Origin of the sequence: Mesorhizobium jarvisii (genome assembly GCF_003601985.1) — a bacterium.
Taxonomy (GTDB): Bacteria; Pseudomonadota; Alphaproteobacteria; order Rhizobiales; family Rhizobiaceae; genus Mesorhizobium; species Mesorhizobium jarvisii.
On record NZ_QZXA01000005.1, the window covers coordinates 336,995 to 359,236 of the forward strand.

A 22,242-nucleotide genomic window follows, 5' to 3' on the forward strand; every position below is an offset into this window, starting at 1 on the left:
TAACTTGTTGTTTTGGCGCATGATGTTATCCAAAAAGTCTGCAACTTTTTGGCATCATGCTTTGAGGGGGTGACACAGCCATGCTCGATCCGATCGTCAATTTCTTCACCCGGATTTTCCAGTGGATCGGCCGCGGCATTGGCCTTCTGATTGGCGCCATCCTGTGGCCGTTCCTATGGGCCGGCCGCTGGTACACGCAGCGTGGCTGGATCCTCAAGGCCGTGCTCGGCCTGGCCCTGTTGGTGCTGATCGGCCTCTACGCCAACTTCTTCTATGCCACCCAGTGGTGGAACAATTTCAACCCGAACTATCCGGACACCTACACGTTCGAGAAGCGCAATGTTTCCGCCGGCGAGCAGGTGGCCGCCGGCACCGGCACCGACACGGCCAAGACCTGCGGCAACTCCGGCATTGCCCAGATCGCGGCCGATCTGACCGACTTCAACGTCAACCAGAATGCCTGGATCTCGTCGATGATCCTCTACAAGCTCGGCCTGTTCGGCATCGACTGGGACAACACGCCGTGGATGGACAACAAGGCGTCGTTCCAGCGCGGCATCAACCAGGCGGTGCGGCGCACGGCGACCGAACTCGCCGACAATCTCGGCCGCGTGCGCACGACCTCGCAGATCGATGCCGATCTGCAGGATGCGCGCGGCAATCTGCAGTTCGACGAATACACCTGGTATTTCGGCGTAAGCCCGTTCGGCCCGAAGACGCCGACCCCGAGCTACTATCGCGACGCCGTGCGCAAGCTGCGCTCGTTCAATGCCCGCCTCGCCACCTGCCAGGCCACTTTCGATGCCCGCGCCGACAATCTGAAGCAATATATCGACCGCATCGCATCGGACATTGGCTCGACCTCCGCCATCCTCAAGGAGCGTGCCGAGAACCACAACAATGGCTGGTTCGATACGCGCGCCGACGACCGCTACTGGTTCGCCTATGGCCAGCTCTATGCCTATTATGGCCTGATGAAGGGCGCGCAGGCCGACTTCGAGGACGTCATCAAGGAAAAGCACCTGCAGAGCCTGTGGGACACGATGGACGCGCAATTTGACTCGGCCCTGCGCATACAGCCGTTCATCATCGCCAATGGCCGCGAGGATGGCTGGCTGCTGCCGACGCATCTGACGACGATGGGCTTCTACATACTGCGCGTGCGCTCCAACATGGTCGAAATCAGCAACGTCCTGACGCAGTAGCGTTCGGTTGTCGCGGTTCCAGCGATGGCGAATTTGCGCCGTCGCCTCTGTCGCATTCCGTGCATTGTGCGGCTGTTTTGAGACGGCGGAAACGCCGCCGCTCTGGCTTCTATACGGCGCGGCAAGCGGAGCCAGAAAGAACCGAGGACAGGTCGGCCGGCCGCACAAGAATTTTCTCTATAGGAAACATAGTTGCATGGAAGTTGACGCCACGGCAGCGACAGGGTTAGAACATGCCCGCGCGCCCGGTTTTAACCTGCATGCGATAGAGATCAACCCCGTCCCCTCCACCGTTCAATCCAGAGGAAAGCCGTCATGGCCGAAGTGAAGTCCGACATCGAGATCGCGCGCGCCGCCAAGAAAAAGCAGATCCAGGAGATCGGCCAGAAGATCGGCATCCCGACCGAACATCTGCTGCCCTATGGCCACGACAAGGCCAAGATCTCGGCCGAGTTCATCAAATCGGTGAAGGGCAACAAGGACGGCAAGCTGATCCTGGTCACCGCCATCAACCCGACGCCTGCCGGTGAAGGCAAGACCACCACCACCGTCGGCCTCGGCGATGGCCTCAACCGCATCGGCAAGAAGGCGATCGTCTGCATCCGCGAGGCCTCGCTCGGCCCGAATTTCGGCGTCAAGGGCGGTGCTGCCGGCGGCGGCTACGCACAGGTCGTGCCGATGGAGGACATGAACCTCCACTTCACCGGCGACTTCCACGCCATCACCACCGCCCACAATCTGCTTTCGGCCCTGATCGACAACCACATCTACTGGGGCAATGAGCTCGGCATCGACACACGCCGCGTGGTGTGGCGCCGCGTCATGGACATGAACGACCGGGCGCTGCGCGAAATCATCTGCTCGCTCGGCGGCGTCGCCAACGGCTTCCCGCGCGAGGCCGGCTTCGACATCACCGTCGCCTCGGAAGTCATGGCCATCCTGTGCCTTGCCACCGACCTGAAGGATCTGGAAAAGCGCCTCGGCGACATCATCGTCGCCTACCGCCGCGACAAGTCGCCGGTCTATGCCCGTGACCTCAAGGCCGACGGCGCCATGGCCGTGCTGCTGAAGGACGCCATGCAGCCCAACCTGGTGCAGACGCTGGAGAACAACCCGGCCTTCGTCCATGGCGGCCCGTTCGCCAACATCGCGCATGGCTGCAACTCGGTCGTTGCCACCACCACGGCGCTGAAGCTCGCCGACTATGTCGTCACCGAAGCCGGTTTCGGCGCCGACCTCGGTGCCGAGAAATTCTTCGACATCAAGTGCCGCAAGGCGGGCCTCAAGCCGGCGGCCGCCGTCATCGTCGCCACCGTGCGCGCCATGAAGATGAATGGCGGCGTCAAGAAGGAAGACCTCGGCAAGGAAAACGTCGAGGCGGTGAAGAAGGGCTGCGCCAATCTCGGCCGCCACATCGAAAACATCAGGCAGTTCGGCGTGCCGGCGGTGGTTGCCATCAACCACTTCTATTCCGACACCGACGCCGAAATCCAGGCGATGAAGGACTATGTCGCCTCGATGGGCGAAGAGGCTGTCCTGTGCAAGCACTGGGCCAAGGGCTCGGCCGGCATCGAGGAGCTCGCCAACAAGGTGGTGGCGCTGGCCGAATCCGGCGCCTCGCAATTCGCGCCGCTCTATCCCGACGCCATGCCGCTGTTCGAGAAGATCAACACCATCGTCCAGCGCATCTATCGCGGCTCGGAAGCGATTGCCGACAAGTCGGTGCGCGACCAGTTGCACGCCTGGGAGCAGGCCGGCTACGGCAACCTCCCGGTCTGCATGGCCAAGACCCAGTACTCCTTCTCGACCGACCCGAACCTGCGCGGCGCGCCGACCGGCCACACCGTGCCGGTGCGCGAGGTCAGGCTTTCGGCGGGCGCCGGCTTCGTCGTCATCATCTGCGGCGAGGTCATGACCATGCCCGGCCTGCCCAAGGCGCCGTCCTCGGAAAAGATCTTCCTCAACGAGATGGGCCAGATCGAAGGCCTGTTCTAGAACCCTTCAAGATCCCAAATGCCAAAGGGCGCCGCAGCGATGCGGCGCCCTTTCTGTTTGCAGAACGGCCTAAGCCGCGTTGCGCGCCAGCGCCCGCTGGTTGGAGGCGTAGATCGTGTCGCGCTCCGGCAAGGCGCCGGTCTTCAGGCATTCCGTCCATTCGGCGGTCTTCAGCACCGCGGCGAAGCGCGACTGCAGGATGATCGTGACCACGCGGTGGATCTCCTCGGCCGAGGCATAGCCGGCGCTGTTGGCATAGGGCACCGAGCCGGTCGCGTCGGACAGGAACTCGACGGCAAAGCCCATATGCACGGCATGGATAATGGTCGACAGGTCGCAATTATGCGTCATGTAGCCGACCACCGTGAGCGTATCGATGGCGTTGGCGCGCAGCCACGCCTCGAGGTCGGTGCCGGTGAAGGCCGAGGGCAGCATCTTCTCTACATAGTGGTCGCGGCCGCGCCTGGCGATTTCGGGATGCAATTCACCGCCGTGACTGCCCTTGGCGAAGATCGGCGAGGTCTCGGGCGCCATCTGCTTGACGACCACGACCTTGATGCCGGCGGCCGTCGCCGCATCCATGGCACGTACCACATTGACGACGCTGTCGCGGAACGGCGGATGCTGGATGGCCAGATTGCCGCCATCATAGTCGTTCTGGACGTCGATGACGATGAGCGCGCGGCGCGGTGTGGTGTTGGGGGGGGCAGACATGGTGTTTTCCTTCCGGCTTGAATGCGATGGGCCGAAAATAAGCCGTTCGATGAGCAGCCAAAAGTGGCCCGATTGACATCATTCGAAAGAATTGGGACAATCCAGCTTTCGAACCGGAAACGCCCATGACCGCCCCGATCATTGCCGCCCTCGCCTTCGATGGCATCAGCCCGTTTCATCTCTCCGTGCCTTGCCTGGTGTTCGGCGCCGATCGCACGAGGCTCGGACTGCCGCGCTTCGACTTCCGTGTCTGCGGGGTCGAGCAAGGCATGATCCGGACCGACGCCGGGCTGAGCATCCTTGTCCCGCATGGGCTGTCCGCGCTCGACGATGCCGACATCGTCATCATCCCGAGTTGGAAGGATCTCGAAGCCCCGCTGGCCAGGCCGCTCAACGAAGCGCTCGGCCGCGCGCACCGGCGCGGGGCGCTGATTGTCGGCCTGTGCCTCGGCACCTTTGCCATTGCCGCCGCCGGCCTGCTTTCGGGACGGAAGGCGACCACGCATTGGGCCTATTCGGACCAGCTGCGTGTCCTGCATCCCGACATTTCGGTCGATGCCGACGTGCTTTATGTCGATGATGGCGACATCGTCACCTCCGCCGGCGTCGCCGCCGGGCTGGACTGCTGCCTGCATATCGTGCGCGCCCGTTATGGCGCCGAAGCGGCACTGCGGCTCGCGCGGCACGTCGTGCTCTCACCGCACAGGCAGGGCGGGCAGGCGCAGTTCATCGAACGCCCCGTGGCAAAGAGCGCGGATGCCGACCGCTTCACCCAGGCGCTGGACGCGGTCCGGACGACACTCAGCGAGGCGCACAGCCTGGACAGCGTCGCCGAGGCCGCCGGCCTGACACGGCGCACCTTTACACGCCGCTTCCAGAAATCGATCGGCACCAGTTTTGGCGACTGGCTGACCAGCCAGCGCATCGAACTGGCGCAACGCCTGCTGGAAGCGACGGAAAAATCGATGGACATCGTCGCCTTCGAGGCCGGCTTCGGCAGTGCCACCTCGCTGCGCCAGCATTTCGCCGCGCGGCTCCGGACATCGCCGGCGCAATATCGGCGCGAATTCTCCCGGCGGGTAGATTGGGACGAACGGGTGGCGCAGGCCTGACCGCTTTGCGCCAGATCGTCAACCGCGCTTGACCGGTCGCGCCGGATTGCCGACCACCGTCTCGTTTGCAGGCACATCGCGCGTCACCACAGCGCCGGCGCCGACTATGGCGCCCTCGCCGATGCTGACGCCGCCAAGGATGATGGCGCTGCCGCCGATCCAGGCACGGGCGCCGATCTCGACCGGCCTGGCGATCTCCAGCCCCGCCTGCCGGCCCGCGGCCTCCTTGTGATGCTCGGCGCAATAGATCTGCACATTGGGGCCAAGCAGCGTTCCCTTGCCGATGCGCACGGCTGCCGTGTCGAGGATGGTGCAGCCGGCGTTGAGGAAGACGCCATCGCCGAGAAGAATGTTGAAGCCGTAGGCGCAGTGGAACGGCGCCTCGATGCGGGCGCCCTCGCCCACGCCGCCGAGCAATGCCTTGAGGCCCGGCCCGAGATTTCCGCGCTGCCTTGGCGGCAGGCAATTGTGCTCGAACACCGCGTCGCGCGCGAGGGCACGCAGCGCCTCCAGCTCGTCATCGAGGCAAGTGTACCATTCGCCGGCCGCCATCTTCGCGCGCTCGCTTCCAGCCATGGCGGGTCTCCGATTGACGTTCTTGCAAAGCATAGTTGCGGCCAGCAGAAAAGCGCCAAGCCAAGTACTGGTCAAATATTGGACCTATGGTAGCCTGCCGTCTCGAGGCCGTCCTGGCCTGGTGATCGAGGGGATCAACATGCTCTATCTTCTTGCACTTCTGATCGGCGTCATCGCCGGCCTGCGCGCCATGACCGCGCCTGCCGCGGTCGCCTGGGGCGCCTATCTCGGCTGGCTGCCGGTTGCCGGCACCTGGGCAAGCTTCATGAGCCATTGGGCCGCCGTCGGCATCTTCACGATCCTGGCCATCGTCGAGCTCGTCACCGACCAGTTGCCTTCGACGCCGAGCCGTAAAGTGCCGCAGCAGTTCGGCGCCCGCATCATCATGGGCGCCTTCACCGGCGCCGTGATCGGCGCGACCGGTGGCGCCACCATCGTCTGCCTGATCGCCGGCGCAATCGGCGCGGTCATCGGCACGTTGGGCGGCGCCGAAGGGCGCGGCCGGCTGGCGGCCGCCTTCGGCAAGGATCCGCCCGCTGCCTTCATCGAGGACGCGGTGGCGATCATTGGCGGCCTGCTGATCGTGGCGGCGGTGGCATGACGGCAAAAACTTTCGACGCCATCATCATCGGCGCCGGCCAGGCCGGCACACCGCTCGCCGGCAGGCTGAACGCAGCCGGCATGAGCGTGGCGCTGATCGAGCGCAAGCTGGTCGGCGGCACCTGCGTCAATACCGGCTGCATCCCGACCAAGACGATGGTGGCGAGCGCCTATGCCGCGCATCTGGCGCGGCGTGCCGCCGACTATGGCGTGACGCTCAGTGGCCCTGTCGGGGTCGACTATGCCAAGATCAAGGCGCGCAAGGACAAGGTTTCGGGCGCCTCCCGCACGGGGCTGGAAAGCTGGATCGCCGGCATGGACAAATGCACGCTCTATCGCGGCCATGCGCGCTTCGAATCCGCCAATACGGTGCGCGTCGGCGACGACCTCCTGACCGCCGGAAAGATCTTCCTCAACACCGGCGGCCGCGCTTCCGTGCCCGATTTGCCCGGCATCCACGACATCGACTATCTGACCAATTCCTCGATGATGGATCTCGAGGTCCTGCCGCGCCATCTGATCGTCGTCGGCGGCAGCTACATCTCGCTCGAGTTCGCGCAGATGTTCCGCCGTTTCGGCTCGGACGTCACCGTCATCGAGAAGAGTCCGCGCCTGACCGGCCGCGAGGACGAGGACGTCTCGGCCACCATCCTGTCCATCCTCGAAAATGAAGGCATCACAGTCCATGTCGGCGCCGACGACATCGGCTTCGCCAAACAGGGCGACGATATCGCCGTGACCTTCTCGGCCGGCAAGCCGCCCGCCGTCGGTTCTCATGTGTTGCTGGCGCTCGGCCGAACGCTCAACACCGACGATCTCGGCCTCGACAGAGCCGGCGTCGCCCTCGACAAGCGTGGCGCCGTTATCGTGGACGACCAGCTGCGCACCAGCGTGCCCGGCATCTGGGCGATGGGCGACTGCAACGGCAAGGGCGCTTTCACCCACACCTCCTACAATGACTACGAGATCGTCGCCGCCAATCTGCTCGACAACGACCCACGCAAGGTCAGCGACCGCATCGAGGCCTATGCGCTCTACATCGACCCGCCACTCGGCCGCTGCGGCATGACCGAGGCGGCGGTGAAGAAATCCGGACGCCGCGCGCTGGTCGGCCAGCGGCCGATGACACGTGTCGGCCGCGCCGTCGAAAAGGGCGAGACGCAAGGCTTCATGAAGATCCTGGTCGATGCCGACACCAGGGAAATCCTTGGCTGTTCGGTGCTCGGTCCCGGCGGCGACGAAGCGGTGCATTGTGTGCTCGATCTGATGTACGCCAAGGCACCGGTAGACACGCTGGCGCGCGCGACGCACATCCACCCCACGGTCTCGGAACTGCTGCCGACGATTGCCCAGGAACTGAAGCCGCTGGCGTGAAACGCTTCGAGCTGGGGACTTTCTGCATCGGTGCATTGCAGCAATGTGCATTGCGCATAGCTCGTGTCCTCGTTCAATCTCCTGATTGAACCGATTCAGTCTGGACGCCCCATGCCTCTGCCGATCCTTGCGCTTGCCATTGCGTCCTTCTGCATCGGCACCACCGAATTCGTCATCATGGGCCTGCTGCCGGAGGTCGCCGCCGACCTTCGCGTGTCGATCCCTTCGGCCGGCCTGCTTGTCACCGGCTATGCGCTGGGCGTCGTCTTCGGCGCCCCGATCGTCGCCATGGCCACCGCGCATCTGCCGCGCAAGCCGGTGCTGGTGGGGCTGGCCGCGTCGTTCGTCGTCGGCAATCTGTTCTGCGCCATCGCGCCTGACTATTGGACACTGATGGCGGCGCGTGTCTTCACCGCTTTTGGCCACGGCGCTTTCTTCGGCATCGGCTCGGTCGTTGCCGCAAGCCTGGTGCCGCGCAACAAACGCGCCAGCGCCATGGCGCTGATGTTTGCCGGCCTGACGCTTTCCAACATTCTGGGCGTTCCCGCCGGTACTGCACTTGGCGAAGCTTTCGGCTGGCGCTCCACATTCATCGCCGTGGTCGGCATCGGCTTGATCTCGGTCGCTGCCATCGCCTGGCTGGTGCCGTCGGATGTCGCCAAACCAAGCGGCGGCGGCCTGCGCGGCGAGTTGCGGGTGCTGGGCAGGCTACAGGTCTGGCTGGCGATGCTCATCGCATCGCTGGCCTCGGCCAGCCTGTTTGCCGTTTTCACCTATATAAAACCCTACCTCACTGAAGTGTCCGGCCTGTCGACGTCTGCAGTCACCTGGGTGCTCCTGTTGTTCGGCGCCGGCATGACCATCGGCAACATCATCGGCGGGCGGCTGGCGGACTGGAAGCTGATGCCGACCGTCATCGGCACGCTGTTGTTGATGGCAGTGCTGTTCGTCGGCTTCATGCAGTTCGGCGCGATTGCCAGCGTCGCCATCGGCATTGTCTTCCTCTGGGGACTGCTCATCTTCGTCGTCGTGCCGCCGCTGCAGATCCGCGTCGTCGAGGCCGCTTCCGAAGGACCGAACCTTGCCGCCACGCTGAACCAGGGCGCCTTCAATGTCGGCAATGCCGGAGGCGCCTGGATCGGCGGCGTGGCGCTTTCGGCGGGCGTCTCCTACGCCCAACTGCCGCTGGTCGGCGCGATGCTCGCCTTGCTGGCGGTCACCGTCGCGGTGCTGTCGCAAGCGCTGGACCGGCGCGCGCCTGTCCCGCTCCAGGCTGCCGCCGAATAGACGTCGATTCGCCAAGCGACGGAAATCTTGCGCCCATAGCGCGGCCGACTGGACCAATCGACAGCGATCCCTCAAATGGGCATGTCTTCTCGCTCTAACTGGAGAAAGTCATGCAGAAATCGATCGAACGCATCGCCGGCGACAGCGAGGGCGTTTCCTACGAATTCCCGGTGTTTCGCTTCGCCGGCGCCGACAAGGCGGCGCTATCGGCCTATCTGCAGGCCGCCCTCCATGCCGGCGAGTTGCCGGGGGTCGTCGCCATCGACGCGCTGATGCCGGCGCTGAACAAGGCCGCTGCCGAAGGCCGCATCAAGGGCGACATCACCATCGTGCCCTGGGCCAACCCGATCGGCCGCGCGCAATATCATTTCGGCGAGCATCAGGGCCGCTTTCATTTGGGCACCCGCACCAATTTCAACCGTGCTTTTCCGCTGCTCGCCGCGCCCGACGCCAAGCTCTTGCCCGACACCAGCTTTGGCGGCGCCGACCAGCGGCTGAAGTCCCGCCTGGTGCAGCTGTCGCTCGGCCACGACATCGTGCTCGACCTGCATTGCGACGATGAGGGCCTTGCCTATCTCTACATCCACACCAGCCTGTGGCCGGCCATGGCCGATTGCGCCGCCGCCATGGGCGTCGATGCGGTGGTGCTGTGGAGCGAGGACACCGACGGCACCTTCGAGGGCGCCTCGATCATGCCCTACCAGAACGTTCCTGCCGACGTGGCGAAGTTCGACCGCCGTGTCGCCACCACGGTCGAATATCGCGGCATCCTCGATGTCGATGGCGCCCTGGCCAAAGCCGACGCCGAAGGGCTCTACCGGCTGCTGGTGGCACGCGGCGTGGTCGTCGACGGCGCGCTGCCTGCGCCCGGCCCATTCAAGGGCGTCGTCGCGCCGTTGGAAAACATCGACATGATGCCCGCCCCCCGAGCTGGCGCTGTGCTCTATGACGTGAAGCCCGGCGACCGTGTCGTCAGGGGCGATCGGCTCGCCACCATCGTCCACGCGCCGGGCGAAACCGATGGCCGCGCGGAAGTGTTCGCGCCGCAGGACGGCATCATCCTGACCCGCCGCTCGCGTCGCATCATCCGCGCCGGCGAGGATCTGCTGAAGCTGGTCGGCGACAGGAAAAGCGCCGATGCCAGGTCGGGTACGCTCGAGGACTGACCTAGCCCGAAATCGCCAACCGCGCCTTGGCCTCCAGCCATTCCGCCATTTGCCGATACGGCACCGGACCGTGGCTGATGCGGGCAACGCCGAGTTCGGCCAGCCGCTGGCGCGGCGGCACATGCGCCAATGCGATGATGTTGACCGGCAGTCCTGTTGCCCTGCACAGCGCCTCGATGAGACCCTCGTCGCCAAGGCCCGGCGCAAAGAAACCACTCGCTCCGGCCTTTTCATAGGCATGCGCCCGCTCGATCGCCTGCTCGAGCAGCGTCTTGTCATGCGCATCGGGCTTCGCCTTGAGGAAGATGTCGGTGCGGGCGTTGAGGAAGGCCGGTATACCCGAGGCCTTGACGGCGGCCGCGGCCGCTTCGACCCGCTTCACCTGGACGGTGATGTCGTGCAGGCCGGTGCCGCCGACGATCTGGTCCTCGAAATTGAAGCCGATAGCGCCGGCCTGCAAGGCGCGCGTCACCGTCTGGGCGACGACTTCCGGCTCGACGCCGTAGCCGCCCTCGAGGTCCATGGTCACCGGCAGGTCGACCGCCTGCACGATGCGCCTGATGTTGTCGAGCGCCAGTTCCAGCGGGATTTTCTCGCCATCGGCATAGCCGAAGGCGGCCGCGACCGGCCAGCTTCCGGTGGCGATGGCCTTGGCGCCGGCCTTCTCGACGATCTTGGCCGAGCCCGGATCCCAGGCATTGTAAAGAACGATCGGGTTGCCCTTGATGTGAAGGGAATGGAACGTCCGCGCGCGCTCGGCCTGGTCGGTCATGGGTGTTTCCCGTCTTGGTATTGTCGGAAGTCCAGCCTAGCCGGGACCGCCGGCCCTGGCGATGTGCCATGAGCCCCTGAAGCGGCGGCCACCGGACAGACGTTTCAAACCTGTTGCGCATCCGGTTTTTCGCCGCTATGGATTTCGCCATGAACATGCGTTCGACCAAGACCATTTGGTGGTGGGCCTGCTGACAGCGGCCTGTTCGAACGCGCGTGCGTGAAAAGAGAGGGTGGCCGCAACGGAAAGTCCGGGCGGCCATTTGTTTTTCCAAGCCAGTCCCGGGTCCGTTGCCCCAACAAGCTGATGGAGACGGCAATGACGATGAAGGTTCTGGAAAACGGCGCTGAAAGCTTCGTGACCGCGGGTGGCATCACCATCACGCGTGAGCGCCACGACCGGCCGTATGCGGGAGCGATCGACGCCTATGTCGATGGCCTGAACTCGCGCCGGGGCGCGGTGTTTTCCTCGAATTACGAATATCCCGGCCGTTACACGCGCTGGGACACCGCCATCATCGATCCGCCGCTGGTCATTTCCGCCCGGGGCCGCGCCATGCGCATCGAGGCGCTGAACCGCCGCGGCGAGGCTCTGTTGCCGGTCATCGGCAAGACGCTGGGCGGCCTTGCCGACATCACCATCGCCGAGACGACGAAGACGCTGATCCGCCTCGACGTCGCCAAACCCGGCCGCGTCTTCACCGAGGAAGAGCGCAGCCGCGTGCCCTCGGTCTTCACCGTGCTGCGCGCCATCACCGCTTTGTTCAAAACCGACGAAGACGCCAATCTCGGCCTCTATGGCGCCTTCGGCTACGACCTCTCCTTCCAGTTCGACCCGGTCGACTACAAGCTCGAGCGCAAGCCCAGCCAGCGCGACCTCGTGCTGTTCCTGCCCGACGAGATCCTGGTCGTCGACCATTATTCCGCCAAGGCCTGGACCGACCGCTACGACTATTCGGGCGAAGGATTTTCGACGGAAGGCTTAGCCCGCGACGCAATCGCCGAGCCGTTCAAGACCGCAGACCGCATCCCGCCGCGCGGCGACCATGAGCCGGGCGAATATGCCAATCTGGTGCGGCGCGCCATGGACTCGTTCAAGCGCGGCGACCTGTTCGAGGTCGTGCCCGGCCAGATGTTCTACGAGCGCTGCGAGACGCAGCCCTCCGACATTTCGCGCAAGCTGAAATCGATCAACCCCTCGCCCTATTCCTTCTTCATCAATCTCGGCGAAAACGAATATCTGATCGGCGCTTCGCCCGAAATGTTCGTGCGCGTCAACGGCCGCCGCGTCGAAACCTGCCCGATTTCGGGCACCATCAAGCGCGGCGACGACGCGATCTCGGATAGCGAGCAGATCCTGAAACTGCTCAATTCGAAGAAGGACGAGTCCGAGCTCACTATGTGCTCGGATGTCGACCGCAACGACAAGTCGCGGGTCTGTGAGCCCGGTTCGGTGCGCGTCATCGGTCGCCGCCAGATCGAGATGTATTCGCGCCTGATCCACACCGTCGACCACATCGAAGGCCGGCTGCGCGAAGGCATGGACGCCTTCGACGCCTTCCTGTCCCATGCCTGGGCGGTCACCGTCACCGGCGCGCCGAAACTGTGGGCCATGCGCTTCATCGAGCAGAACGAAAAGAGCCCGCGCGCCTGGTATGGCGGGGCGATCGGCATGGTCAATTTCAACGGCGACATGAACACCGGCCTGACGCTGCGCACCATCCGCATCAAGGACGGCATCGCCGAGGTGCGCGCCGGCGCCACATTGCTGTTCGACAGCATCCCCGAGGAAGAAGAAGCCGAAACCGAACTGAAGGCATCCGCCATGCTCTCCGCCATCCGCGACGCCAAGACCGGCAACTCCGCCAGCACCGAGCGCACCACCGCGCGGGTCGGCGACGGTGTCAACATCCTGCTCGTTGACCACGAGGACTCTTTCGTCCACACGCTGGCCAACTACTTCCGCCAGACCGGTGCCAATGTCTCGACCGTGCGCACGCCGGTGCCGGAGGAAGTGTTCGAGCGGCTGAAGCCGGACCTGGTCGTGCTCTCGCCCGGACCGGGCACGCCGAAGGATTTCGATTGCGCCGCGACCATCAGGCGAGCGCGCGCCCGCGACCTGCCGATCTTCGGCGTCTGCCTGGGCCTGCAGGCGCTGGCCGAGGCCTATGGCGGCGAACTCAGGCAACTGCATATTCCCATGCACGGCAAGCCCTCGCGCATCCGCGTCTCCAAGCCGGGCATCATCTTCTCCGGCCTGCCCAAGGAAGTCACTGTCGGCCGCTATCACTCGATCTTCGCCGATCCGGTGCGCTTGCCCGATGATTTCATCGTCACGGCAGAGACGGAGGACGGCATTATCATGGCTTTCGAGCACCGCAAGGAGCCGATCGCGGCGGTGCAGTTCCATCCGGAATCGATCATGACGCTCGGCCACAATGCCGGCATGCGCATCATCGAGAACATCGTCGCCCATTTGCCGCGCAAGGCGAAGGAAAAGGCAGCCTGACCTAGATGGCCGAAGCCGAGAACACGATGGCGATCGCAGCCAAGGCGGCCGCGAAGCGCAGGGTCGCCAACCTTGCCTTCTGGTCGATCGTGGTCGCCTTTGTCGTGCTCGCGTTGAAGTTGGCCGCCTGGTACATTACCGGCTCCGTCGCACTTTATTCGGACGCTCTGGAATCGATCGTCAACGTCATTGCCTCGGTCGCCGCCTTGTGGGCGATCCAGGTCAGTTACAAGCCGGCCGACCAGGATCATCCATTCGGCCATCACAAGGCGGAATATTTCTCCGCGGTGCTCGAAGGCGTGCTGATCGTCGTTGCCGCGCTGTTGATCCTCAACGAGGTCTGGCGGAGTTGGCAGACGCCAGCACCACTCGAACAGCCCTGGAAAGGTCTTGCCGTCAACGGCGTCGCCACGGTGATCAATGCCTTCTGGGCCTGGATGCTGATCCGCGTCGGCCGGGCGGAGAAATCGCCGGCGCTCGTCGCCGACGGCAACCACATCATGACCGACGTCGTCACCTCGGTGGGCGTCTTCGGCGGTCTGGTCGGGGCAATCCTGACCGGCTGGCATATCCTCGATCCGGCGCTTGCCGTCATCGTCGCGCTCAACATCCTGTGGCAGGGCTGGCACGTCATCGGCTCGTCGATGAACGGCCTGATGGACCGTGCCGTCGACACGCAGGAACACATGCGCATCCGCGACGTCATCTCGGCCAATTGCAAGGGCGCGCTGGAGGTGCACGACCTGAAAACCCGCATCGCCGGTCGCGCCACCTTCATCGAGTTCCATCTGGTCGTCGACGCCGACATGTCGGTCGGCGCCAGCCACGTCATCTGCGACCGCATCGAAGACGCGCTGAAAGCCGAAATCCCCTCGGTGCGCGTCACCATCCATGTCGAGCCCGACGACGAGGCCAAGCTGCCGAAAGGCACGACGGCCGTACCGTTTGCGTGAGGCGGTTCGCCGGCGCGACCTTGGAAAAATTAGTCGAAGCCTCTCGACTTCGTCATCCACGGGCGGAGCAGGAGCGAAGCTCCGTCGCGGAGACCCGAGGATCCATGCCGCGACCTAGGATGAAGCACACGGCGGAAGACAATTCTGCACCGCAGCAGCGCTCAGGAGTCCCGGCATGGATCCTATAGTCTACGCCGCGTCGCTTCGCTCCTTGCTACGCCATAGGATGACCACGCGCTGGTATTCAAGGCGCACAGGCCGATTGCGGCATTGGCACCAGCCGATAGACCTTGTCGTCCGACTTCGTCTTGCCGTCCGCTGCCTTCGAGCAGAGATCGACGATCGCCAGGCTGCTGTTGGGATTGGCCAGCATCATCGTGCCGTTAGCGCCGCGCTTGAGGAAGATTTCCTTCTGCGCGATATCGCAGGAGAAATCGCTCATCTTCGAGCTTGCCGCGCAGCGCCACTGGTCGGCCTCGCCCTGGCAGGAATAGGTCTGCGTGACCTTGCCGGACTTCTGCCGCGTCGTGACCGAGACGGCAATGTCGGCGCCATCAGGCCAGTTGGCGATGTCACCGCCCGAAGCATAGGATGCCAGTTCCACCGGCCCGCGGAAAACCCGGATCGACTGCGTCAGCTGGTCGGGATGCGAGGCCAGATGCGCCGCGTCGTAGTCGCGGCCGTAGCAGAAGGCCTGGTCGGGCTTCAGCCGCTCCCGCAGCGGCGGGCCAAGCGCCGGATCGATCGGGTCGATGCGCGCGAACTCCGCCTTGCAGGTCGCGGCCGGCATCGGGTCGAGGCGGAAATTGTCGTCCTCCGAGCCCAGCGCCTGCCTGTCATATTCCGCCTTGCCGAGTTCCTCTTCCGATCCGGCATCGAGATAAAGGTCGGCCGAGATGTCGGTGACAATCAGACGGCCTTTGTCATCGACTTTCAGCGAGGCCATGGTGCGGTCGCAGTCCATGCCGCAACGGATCGGGCCTGATGTTCCATCCTCGGATTCATGGTTGCACCAGCCGCCGGCCCATTGCGGCGCCTTGGCGCCACGCACCGTCGTGGTGAGAAAGCCATTATAGGACGTGTCGGCGTTTGCCGTGGGCTCTTCGTTCGGCCGGCTGACCGGGTCATGACCATAGTAGAAGAAGATCCGCGCCACCTTCTGCTTCGGATGCGCCTTGAGATGGGCCGCGTCATAGACCCGGCCGAAACAGACGTCCGCCCCGCTCGGGCTGAGTTCCCTGAGCTTGAGCGCGTCGTCAGCGACGGCTGTGCCTGTCAGCAAACCAAGCAGCGCGGCACCAAATCCGGCGCCCGCGATTGTCTTCCATTCCCCTGCCCTGAACGTCATGTGACCTCTCCTCGCATCGACAGGACGTAGCGTCAACTTATGCTAGTATTGCGGCCGCAGCCACGCAAATAGCGGTGAAATCTGAGGAGGATGCCATGCGCCGACGCGACATGTTCCGCGCGGTTCTTGCCGGAACCGGGACGTTTCTTGGCCTGCGGGCCGCGCAGGCCGCGGCGACGGAAACCCCACGGCTGAAGGTTGCCTATCATCTGAGCGATGTGGACAAGGTCAACTTCGTGCTCGGCAACATCAAGAACCACTATGAGGGCACCGCCGGCAATGCCGACATCGTGCTGGTCGTGCATGGCCCGGCCCTGGCGAGCTTCAAGTCGAAGGGCATATCGGCCGCTATCTCCGGCCGCTTCGCCGGCCTGTTGCACCAAGGGCTCGAGCCGCAAGCCTGCGGCAACACCATGCGGGGCATGGATATTTCGCTCGCCGACCTGCTCGACGGCTTCCATGCCGCCGACAAGGGTGGCGTCGTGAAGCTCGCGGAACTGCAAAGCCAGGGCTATGTCTATCTGCGCCCCTGAGGCTTGAACACCGGGGTGGCAAAGGCCTACGAAGGGCGGCAGACATCCCGGAGGAACAACAGTGCCAGCCACCAATACACTCAGCATTCCCGATCTCGCCGGCAAGGCGGTGCTGGTCACCGGTGCCTCGACCGGTATCGGCGCGGCCCTCGCGCTGGCCTATGCCGCGCAGAAATCCAGGGTGGCGCTGCATTACAATTCGAGCCAGGAGGCCGCCGAGAAACTCGCCAAGACCATTCGTGACAGCGGCGGCGAGGTGTTCCTCGTCCAGGGCGACTTTTCCGTTCCCGCCGACGTCGAGCGCGTCGTCGAGGACAGCGCGCAGCATTTCGGACGCCTCGACGGGCTGGTGAACAATGCCGGCGGCATGCTCGGCCGCATACCCTATGCCGACCAGACCGAAGCGCATTACGACGCGGTTATGGACCTCAATGCGCGTTCGGTGCTGACAGCCTCGCGCAAGGCGATGCCATGGCTGAAGAAGCAGGGCGGCTTCATCGTCAACACCTCGTCAATTGCCGCACGCAATGGTGCCGGCGGCGGCGCCGGCCTCTACGGCTCGGCCAAGGCCTTCGTCTCCAATGTCACACGCGGCATGGCCAAGGAACTGATCGGCTTCGGCATCCGCGTCAACGCCGTGGCCCCCGGCACGATTCTCACCCCTTTCCATGAGCGCTATTCGACCGAGGAGCAGATCAAGGGCATGGTCGCCACCATTCCGCAGGGCCGCGCCGGCACGGCGGAAGACTGCGTCGGCGCTTACCTGTTCCTCTCGTCGGACCTGCTGAGCGGCTACATCACCGGCCAGGTGATCGAGGTGAATGGCGGCCAGTTGATGCCGTGACCGGCTATCTGCATACTGACGGTCCGCATACTCTTGTCGAAGACTTTGAAGGGGAGACAGCTGAATGTACGGACTGATCGGCAAGATGCGGGCGGCGCGCGGCCAGCGCGACTCGGTCATGGACGTGCTGCGCGCCAGCACCGGCGCCCTGCCGGGCTGCCTGAGCTATATCGTCGCCACCGACCCGGCCGACGCCGATGCGATCTGGGTGACCGAAGTGTGGACGGACCAGGCAAGCCACAAGGCCTCGCTGCAACTTCCGGAAGTTCAGGCGGCCATCGCCAAGGCGCGCCCCTTCATCGCCGGCTTCGAGTTCCAGGTGGAGACCCATCCGGTCGGCGGCTTCGGGTTGCCTGACGGCAAGACGGGCTGAGGCCTTCGGGCAGTTTTTTCAGCACGGCGGGGTTCGCATCGCCGTACTTGGCGTCTAAGACCGAAACATGGATTCCTCGGCGCAGCCTCCCGACCAGCTTGCCACCGAGCGCATAGCGCGTATGGGCAAGCCCTGGCAATGGCTGGTCCTGCTCACCATCTCGGCCCTGTTCGCCAGCGCGCTCGAACTGGCCGCTCTGCCGGCGGCGCTGCTGATCGGACCGATGCTGGCGGCGATCGTCGCCGGCACCAATGGCGCCACGGTGCGGGTGCCGCGCCTGCTGTTCGGCTCCGCCCAGGCCATTGTCGGCTGTCTCGTCGCCGCGTCGATCTCGGCCGACATCTTTCCCGTCTTCTATGCCGAGTGGCCGCTGTTCCTGGGCGTGGTGATTGCGACAGTCGCGGCCTCCAGCCTGCTTGGCTGGCTGATCAGCCGCTGGCGCATCCTGCCCGGCACCACCGCCGTCTGGGGCTCTTCGCCTGGCGCCGCCACCGCCATGGTGCTGATGGCCGGCGCTTTCGGCGCCGACCAACGCCTCGTCGCCTTCATGCAGTATCTGCGGGTCATCTTCGTTTCGATGACGGCGGCGATCGTCGCCAAGATGTGGATCGACACATCGGGCATCGAAGTCCCGCCCATCATCTGGTTTCCGCCTATCGATGCCCAAGCCTTCGCCGCCACGTCAGGTATCGCGCTGGTCGGCGGCCTTGCGGGGAAGCTGTGCCGGCTGCCCTCGCCCTTCTTTCTCGGCACCTTCATCTTCGGCACCGTCGTCCATCTCGGCCTTGGCGTCGAGATGCAGCTGCCGCCCTGGCTGCTGGCAATCAGCTACGCCATGGTCGGCTGGTCGATCGGGCTGAACTTCACCAGGCCGATCCTGCGCCATGCGACGCGTGCTCTGCCGCAGATCATCGCCTCGATCGTGGCGCTGATCGCCTTTTGCGGCGGGCTCGCCTTCCTGATCAGCCATCTCCTGGGCATCGATCCGCTGACTGCCTATCTGGCGACCAGTCCCGGCGGCATGGACAGCGTCGTCATCATCGCCGCCGCGGCGCAGAACGTCGACATCTCCTTCGTCATGGCGCTGCAATCGGCCCGGTTCCTGGTCGTGCTGCTCGTCGGCCCGAGCGTCGCCCGGCTGGTTGCCAGAAGCATCCGGGACTGACAGGCTGCAGCGCTTTCGGTGCCCACTCTTCACCCCCACCGGCCGGCAGCCGCCGCAAGCCGCTCGGGAAGGAAATCGACAAAGACCCGCACCTTTGGCGACAGATGGCGATTGGAGGGCCACAGCATCCGGAACTGGCCACGGCCGTCGATATAATCGTCCAGCACGGTCCGCAGCCTTCCGTCCAGCAACGCCTCGCGGACCAGGAAATCGGGCATGCAGGCGATGCCGAGCCCGGCGACCGTGGCACCCTTCAAGGCCTCCATATTGTTGCAGGTCAGCTTCGAGCGGGTCTGCGGTTCGGCGCTTCCGGTCGTGAATGGCCACTCCAGCAGCCTGCCGCTGTTGAGAAAGCGAAAGTTTATGCCGAAATGCCTGGTGAGATCCGCCGGTTTGTCGGGCGTGCCATGGCGCTCGAGATAGGAAGGCGCCGCGCACAAAAGCATACGAAAGGGTCCAACGGGTCTCGACACCAGTCGTGAATCGGGCAGCTCGCCGCTGCGGATCGCGACGTCGATACCTTCCTCGATGACGTCGACCACGCGGTCGTTGAAATCGATGTCGAGTTCGATCTCGGGATAGCGGGACATGAACTCCGACAGCACCGGCAAAAGCAGATGATAGGTGACAATCGGGGTCGAGACGCGCAGCCGTCCGTGCGGCGTTTCCCGCGTCCGCGACAGCATCGCCTCGGCATCGTCGATGTCGTCGAGGATGCGGCGCACCCGCTCATTGAACAGCCTGCCCTCTTCCGTCAGGCCGACGCGCCGCGTGCTGCGCTGCAGGAGCCGCACGCCGAGCTCCTGTTCGAGCCTTGCGACGCTCTTGCCGACGGCGGAGGCCGAAATGCCGAGCGCCCGGCCAGCAGCGATGAAACTGCCAAACTCGGCGGTGCGGGCGAAGGCCAACAGGCCACTGAGACGATCCATCGTAATCTTCCATTCGAGCGTTTCAGTCCGGTATATCAGGAGATATAATACCATTTTTCCGGAAAGGCTGCTGACCTATCTTGTCGTTGCGACGGCGCCGCGACCCACGCGCATGCCGACGGATGCTGCTTCAGATAGGAAAATTCATGACCTCGAAGACCACAACCGGCCCAGCCGAGCGATGGCTCGTGCTCTTGTCGGTATGCCTTGCCGCGATGACCATGCCCTTGACCTTCACCGGCCCGGCCGTCGCACTCTCACGCATCGCGGCCGATCTCGGCGGCAGCCCGATCGCGCTCAACTGGGTGACGAACGCCTTCATGCTGACCTTCGGCGCCAGCCTGATGGCGGCTGGAGCGCTGGCCGACAACCACGGCCGCAAGCGCATCTTCCTCGCCGGCCTCTGCCTCTATGTCCTGGCGTCGCTCGGCGCGATGCTGGCGCCCGGCATCGTCTGGTTCGACATGTTCAGGGCCGCGCAAGGCATCGGCGGTGCCTTGGCCTTCGCCGGCGGCGCCTCCGCACTTGCCCAGGAATTCGAAGGGCCCCTGCGGCTGCGCGCCTTCTCCTTCCTCGGCACAAGTTTCGGCATCGGCCTCGCCTTCGGTCCGATCGCCTCGGGCTTGCTCATCTCCGCATTCGGCTGGCGGTCGATCTTTGTTCTGGTGGCAGTGCTGGCGATTGCCTCGGCGGTGCTTGGCATGCGCACTATCCGGGAATCGCGCGACCCGGATGCGACCGGCCTCGACTGGGCGGGAGCCGGCACTTTCACGACAGCACTGGCCTTGCTGACCTATGGTGTACTGCAGGCGCCGCAGAGCGGCTGGACCGATCCCCTGGTCGTCACGCTGCTCGCCGCGGCAGCCCTCTTCTTCGCCGCTTTCATTATCGTCGAGCGACGCGTGCGCCGGCCAATGCTCGACCTCACGCTGTTTCGCTTCCCCCGCTTCGTCGGCGTCCAGTTCCTGGCGGCGGCGCCCGCCTATGGCTTCGTCGTCCTGCTGGTGCTTCTGCCGATCCGCTTCATCGGCATTGAAGGGATGAGCGAGATCGAGGCCGGGCAATTGATGATCTGCCTTTCGGGGCCGTTGCTGATCCTGCCCTTGCTTGCCGGCCAGCTGGCGCGCTGGATCGCTCCGGCCACGATCTGCGGCGCTGGCCTGCTCATCGCCGCCGCCGGCCTCGTCTGGCTGAGCCTGACGCCGCCGGTCGCCGTCGCGCTTGTGGCGCCGCTTGTGCTGATCGGTATCGGCATCGCTTTGCCCTGGGGACTGATGGACGGGCTCGCCGTCAGCGTCGTGCCGCGCGAGCGCGCAGGCATGGCGGTCGGCATCTTCAACACCACGCGTGTCGCTTGCGAGGGCGTGGCGGTGGCCATTGTCATGGCGACCCTGTCAGGCTTCACCGCGGCGCAACTCGCTACTCAAGGAGCATCTTCCAGGGATGCGGCCGCCGCGGCGCAGCTGTTGGTGACCGGCAATGTCGGTGAAACGGCGCAGCATCTGCCAACGGCCAACGCCGCAACCCTGGTCCAGGCCTATGAGACGGCTTTCGACAGGCTGCTGATCGTGCTGGCGGCAATCACCATCGTCACCGCCCTCGTCGTCTTCCTCGGCCTGCGTCGCGGATCGGCGGCGCAGCACGAGCCTGTTTCTGTGCCGGTTTGCCAGGAAGGATAGCTGGCTCAGCCTTTGTCAGGTGATGACAAGGCTCGCTATACGGTCGCCATCCAGCGTGAAGGTCATGTCGCCCTCGCCGTTGAAGCCCTTGCCCTCGACGGCGATGCGAACGCGATAGACGCCTTCCGTCGGCGTGATGCCGACGACGCTCAGGTTCGACTTCACGCCGATATTGTCGGACTGGTTCCGCGGGCGATCTGCTCGCGCCCCTGGAACGATCGTCCCCAGTCGCTCAAGAATGCGTCGTCGGCAAAGGTGTTGAGAAAGGCTTCGGTATCACCTTCATTGGTGGCCTCGACAAAGCGACGGATGGGGTCGGGGGTCGTCATCAATCGAGCCTGTACATCAGATCATCATCCAGCCAGCGGCCGAAGAAATAGACCAGCTGCTTGTGCCACCATGGCCAGTCATGGCTGACGTCGCCGCCCCAATAGTCGACCCAGGCGGGAATGGATTTGTCGCGCAGGATCTGTTCCAGCTGGCGCGTCTCGACCAGCATGCGCTCTTCCCAGGCGCCCTGCCCGCAGCAGAAGATCAGCCGCAGCGCCTTCAGCCGCGCCAAAAGCTTCGGATCGACGATGCCGGGCAGGTAATCGAGCGGCGAGTTGTAGAAGATGTCGCCCTCCAGCGCCTTGCCGAAGAAGTCGCGAGCCGAATAGACCCCCGACAGCGAGATGACGCCACTGGCGAGTTCGGGAAAGCGGAAGACGAAATTCGACGAATGGTAGCCGCCCATCGAACAGCCTGAAAACAACGGCTTCAGTCTGCGCCCGCCATTGGCAGCCGATGCGGCGGACAGGATTTCCGGCAGCGCCTCCTCGCGCATATAGCGGAAATAGGCCTCGTGGCGGCCGATGCGATGCGCGGCGTCGGCATGCTTGTCGAAGAAGGATTCCGAATCGATGCCGTCGACCGTGAACAGCTGGATGCGGCCGGTATCGATGAACTCGGCCAAAGCGCCCACCCCGCCGGAATCCTCGAACTGGTAGAACCGCCCCTGCGAGGTCGGGAACACCACCACGGGCCGGCCGGCATGACCGTAGCGCTTGTATTCCATGTCGCGGCCGAGCTTGCCGGAGAAATGCTTGTGATAGGAGATGTCCATCGCC

At 64.5% G+C, this 22,242-nt stretch carries 22 protein-coding genes; 14 read left to right on the forward strand and 8 right to left on the reverse strand.

Annotated features, from left to right (window positions below):
- The first annotated feature begins 80 nt into the window (after positions 1–80).
- Together D3242_RS15260 and D3242_RS15265 are read left to right on the forward strand one after the other, a co-directional pair.
- Positions 81–1,205, forward strand: a complete 1,125-nt coding sequence (locus tag D3242_RS15260; RefSeq protein ID WP_064980618.1) for a DUF2333 family protein — start codon at positions 81–83, stop codon at positions 1,203–1,205.
- 315 nt (positions 1,206–1,520) lie between these two features.
- Entirely contained in the window at positions 1,521–3,200 is a 1,680-nt protein-coding gene (locus D3242_RS15265) for a formate--tetrahydrofolate ligase (protein WP_064980621.1), read from the forward strand.
- A gap of 69 nt (positions 3,201–3,269) precedes the next feature.
- On the opposite strand, the gene D3242_RS15270 is transcribed toward D3242_RS15265, so the two are convergent.
- Complete coding sequence (locus tag D3242_RS15270) at positions 3,270–3,914, reverse strand: cysteine hydrolase family protein (RefSeq protein WP_064980624.1); 645 nt, start codon at positions 3,912–3,914, stop codon at positions 3,270–3,272.
- A 125-nt stretch (positions 3,915–4,039) separates the two neighbouring features.
- Between D3242_RS15270 and D3242_RS15275 the strand changes: the two genes are divergently transcribed.
- Positions 4,040–5,026 (forward strand): helix-turn-helix domain-containing protein, encoded by a 987-nt coding sequence (locus D3242_RS15275; RefSeq protein WP_064980626.1) that lies wholly within the window; start codon positions 4,040–4,042, stop codon positions 5,024–5,026.
- Positions 5,027–5,044: 18 nt separating this feature from the next.
- Here the strand turns inward: D3242_RS15275 and D3242_RS15280 are convergent, their stop codons facing one another.
- Positions 5,045–5,602, reverse strand: a complete 558-nt coding sequence (locus D3242_RS15280; protein ID WP_038653272.1) for a sugar O-acetyltransferase — start codon at positions 5,600–5,602, stop codon at positions 5,045–5,047.
- A 139-nt stretch (positions 5,603–5,741) separates the two neighbouring features.
- Between D3242_RS15280 and D3242_RS15285 the strand changes: the two genes are divergently transcribed.
- The 4 genes from D3242_RS15285 to D3242_RS15300 all read left to right on the forward strand — a co-directional run bounded on the left by D3242_RS15285 (position 5,742) and on the right by D3242_RS15300 (position 10,029).
- The gene (locus tag D3242_RS15285) at positions 5,742–6,203 is read left to right on the forward strand and encodes a membrane protein (protein ID WP_038653275.1); all 462 of its coding nucleotides are present in this window, start codon (positions 5,742–5,744) and stop codon (positions 6,201–6,203) included.
- Positions 6,200–7,576, forward strand: a complete 1,377-nt coding sequence (locus D3242_RS15290; RefSeq protein WP_064980628.1) for an FAD-containing oxidoreductase — start codon at positions 6,200–6,202, stop codon at positions 7,574–7,576. Before D3242_RS15285 ends, D3242_RS15290 begins: the two co-directional genes overlap by 4 nt.
- 111 nt (positions 7,577–7,687) lie before the next feature.
- Positions 7,688–8,863: an MFS transporter gene (locus D3242_RS15295; protein WP_064980630.1), complete on the forward strand. Its 1,176-nt coding sequence runs from the start codon at positions 7,688–7,690 to the stop codon at positions 8,861–8,863.
- Between the two features lie 110 nt (positions 8,864–8,973).
- Positions 8,974–10,029 (forward strand): M14 family metallopeptidase, encoded by a 1,056-nt coding sequence (locus tag D3242_RS15300; RefSeq protein WP_064980631.1) that lies wholly within the window; start codon positions 8,974–8,976, stop codon positions 10,027–10,029.
- Between the two features lies 1 nt (position 10,030).
- Here D3242_RS15300 and D3242_RS15305 read toward each other — a convergent pair whose 3' ends face one another.
- Positions 10,031–10,801, reverse strand: a complete 771-nt coding sequence (locus tag D3242_RS15305) for an isocitrate lyase/PEP mutase family protein (protein ID WP_064980633.1) — start codon at positions 10,799–10,801, stop codon at positions 10,031–10,033.
- A gap of 318 nt (positions 10,802–11,119) precedes the next feature.
- Between D3242_RS15305 and D3242_RS15310 the strand changes: the two genes are divergently transcribed.
- The gene (locus D3242_RS15310; RefSeq protein ID WP_064981644.1) at positions 11,120–13,309 is read left to right on the forward strand and encodes an anthranilate synthase; all 2,190 of its coding nucleotides are present in this window, start codon (positions 11,120–11,122) and stop codon (positions 13,307–13,309) included.
- 5 nt (positions 13,310–13,314) lie between these two features.
- Complete coding sequence (locus tag D3242_RS15315; protein ID WP_019860730.1) at positions 13,315–14,262, forward strand: cation diffusion facilitator family transporter; 948 nt, start codon at positions 13,315–13,317, stop codon at positions 14,260–14,262.
- Positions 14,263–14,506: 244 nt separating this feature from the next.
- Here D3242_RS15315 and D3242_RS15320 read toward each other — a convergent pair whose 3' ends face one another.
- Positions 14,507–15,610 (reverse strand): hypothetical protein, encoded by a 1,104-nt coding sequence (locus tag D3242_RS15320; RefSeq protein WP_064980634.1) that lies wholly within the window; start codon positions 15,608–15,610, stop codon positions 14,507–14,509.
- Positions 15,611–15,705: 95 nt separating this feature from the next.
- Here D3242_RS15320 and D3242_RS15325 point away from each other — a divergent pair, with 95 nt between their 5' ends.
- From D3242_RS15325 to D3242_RS15340, 4 genes are all read left to right on the forward strand, one after another.
- Positions 15,706–16,143, forward strand: a complete 438-nt coding sequence (locus D3242_RS15325) for a DsrE family protein (protein ID WP_064980635.1) — start codon at positions 15,706–15,708, stop codon at positions 16,141–16,143.
- Positions 16,144–16,204: 61 nt separating this feature from the next.
- A complete protein-coding gene (locus tag D3242_RS15330; RefSeq protein ID WP_019860733.1) occupies positions 16,205–16,987 on the forward strand; it encodes an SDR family NAD(P)-dependent oxidoreductase in 783 nt (260 codons plus the stop codon).
- A 64-nt stretch (positions 16,988–17,051) separates the two neighbouring features.
- A complete protein-coding gene (locus D3242_RS15335; protein WP_019860734.1) occupies positions 17,052–17,360 on the forward strand; it encodes a putative quinol monooxygenase in 309 nt (102 codons plus the stop codon).
- A 67-nt stretch (positions 17,361–17,427) separates the two neighbouring features.
- Entirely contained in the window at positions 17,428–18,525 is a 1,098-nt protein-coding gene (locus tag D3242_RS15340; protein WP_064980636.1) for an AbrB family transcriptional regulator, read from the forward strand.
- Between the two features lie 29 nt (positions 18,526–18,554).
- On the opposite strand, the gene D3242_RS15345 is transcribed toward D3242_RS15340, so the two are convergent.
- Positions 18,555–19,454, reverse strand: coding sequence for a LysR family transcriptional regulator (locus D3242_RS15345; protein WP_064980637.1), 900 nt, complete (start codon positions 19,452–19,454; stop codon positions 18,555–18,557).
- Positions 19,455–19,600: 146 nt separating this feature from the next.
- Here D3242_RS15345 and D3242_RS15350 point away from each other — a divergent pair, with 146 nt between their 5' ends.
- Positions 19,601–21,133 (forward strand): MFS transporter, encoded by a 1,533-nt coding sequence (locus D3242_RS15350; RefSeq protein WP_064981645.1) that lies wholly within the window; start codon positions 19,601–19,603, stop codon positions 21,131–21,133.
- Between the two features lie 15 nt (positions 21,134–21,148).
- Here the strand turns inward: D3242_RS15350 and D3242_RS33935 are convergent, their stop codons facing one another.
- From D3242_RS33935 to D3242_RS15360, 3 genes are read right to left on the reverse strand one after another with little or no spacing between them, the layout of a single operon-like run.
- A complete protein-coding gene (locus tag D3242_RS33935) occupies positions 21,149–21,298 on the reverse strand; it encodes a hypothetical protein (RefSeq protein WP_223217864.1) in 150 nt (49 codons plus the stop codon).
- Entirely contained in the window at positions 21,295–21,462 is a 168-nt protein-coding gene (locus tag D3242_RS33940) for a nuclear transport factor 2 family protein (protein WP_223217863.1), read from the reverse strand. The genes D3242_RS33935 and D3242_RS33940 overlap by 4 nt, the downstream gene beginning before the upstream one ends.
- Positions 21,462–22,238, reverse strand: a complete 777-nt coding sequence (locus tag D3242_RS15360; RefSeq protein ID WP_064980638.1) for an esterase family protein — start codon at positions 22,236–22,238, stop codon at positions 21,462–21,464. The genes D3242_RS33940 and D3242_RS15360 overlap by 1 nt, the downstream gene beginning before the upstream one ends.
- Between the last annotated feature and the right edge of the window lie 4 nt (positions 22,239–22,242).